2 pseudogenes are annotated in these 1008 nt (G+C 58.5%); one reads left to right on the top strand and one right to left on the bottom strand.

The annotated features are described in order from the left end of the window. Positions 1 to 135: 135 nt before the first annotated feature. Positions 136 to 885 (top strand): annotated as a pseudogene (locus JQK88_RS35470) (IS630 family transposase); the annotation flags it as partial. A 12-nt stretch (positions 886 to 897) separates the two neighbouring features. On the opposite strand, the pseudogene JQK88_RS35465 reads toward JQK88_RS35470, so the two are convergent. Further along, positions 898 to 1008 (bottom strand): annotated as a pseudogene (locus tag JQK88_RS35465) (IS630 family transposase); the annotation flags it as partial.

Here is a 1008-nt window from a genome sequence, read left to right as displayed (position 1 = left end):
TGGCAGCACCACCCGCCAATAGCTGGTCGAGAAGCTCGTTCGGTATCGCAGGCTCTTTGCGTCGGGACATAGTGGGATTCCTTTTTACCCATTATGCCCGCCCGTACACGGAAATCCTGACAGTCCCATGCACCCTCGACGATCCACCGCATCTGGACGGCCTTTGGCCTTCGGCCGCATCGCGCCGAAAGCTTCAAACTGTCGTCCGATGCGCTGTTTGTGGAGAAGGTGCGCGACATTGTCGGTCTCTACCTCGCGCCGCCCGAGCGGGCTCTGGTCCTGTGCGTGGACGAGAAGAGCCAAATCCAGGCACTGGACCGCACCCAGCCCTGTCTGCCGATGCGCCCCGGCCAGATCGAGCGGCGCAGCCACGATTATACGCGGCATGGGACCCTTTCGCTCTTCGCCGCGCTCGATGCTGCCACCGGCAAGATCATCGGTCGCTGCTTCAAGCGCCATCGCGCGCGAGAGTTCCTGACGTTCCTGCGCGAGATCGAAGCCAACGTGCCGGCTGACCTCGATATCCATATCGTCATGGACAACTATGCCACCCACAAGACCAGCGCCATCCGCAACTTCTTTCTCAAGCGTCCCCGCTGGCATATCCATTTCACGCCGACAGCAGCGTCATGGCTCAACCAGGTCGAACGCTTCTTTGCCAACCTGACCGAAAAGCAGATCAGGCGCGGCGTCCACAGGTCGACACAGGAACTGGAGACGGCAATCACAACTTACATCGAAGCCGTCAATGCCGATCCAAAACCCTTCAAATGGACCAAGTCGGCCGACGATATCCTCAGCACCATCAAACGCTTCTGCCTTGCCACACTCCAAATCACAAAACGCCAAAGCGAAATGGCTCAAACTTCAGAATCAGGACACTAGAGCACGTCCTGTTTAATCCGGTTCATATCCTGCGGCTTTGAAGTAGTTGGCACATTCGGCTGGGGTGAAGAGGTCGACGACCGCGCCGACCGCGTCCCACAGAGTCTTGATGGTTCTCTCGGC

It is taken from the genome of Mesorhizobium caraganae, from assembly GCF_016836705.1.
GTDB lineage: Bacteria > Pseudomonadota > Alphaproteobacteria > Rhizobiales > Rhizobiaceae > Mesorhizobium > Mesorhizobium caraganae.
The sequence above is the reverse complement of the archived record's forward strand: the minus strand, read 5'-3'. Positions and strand labels throughout refer to the sequence as shown.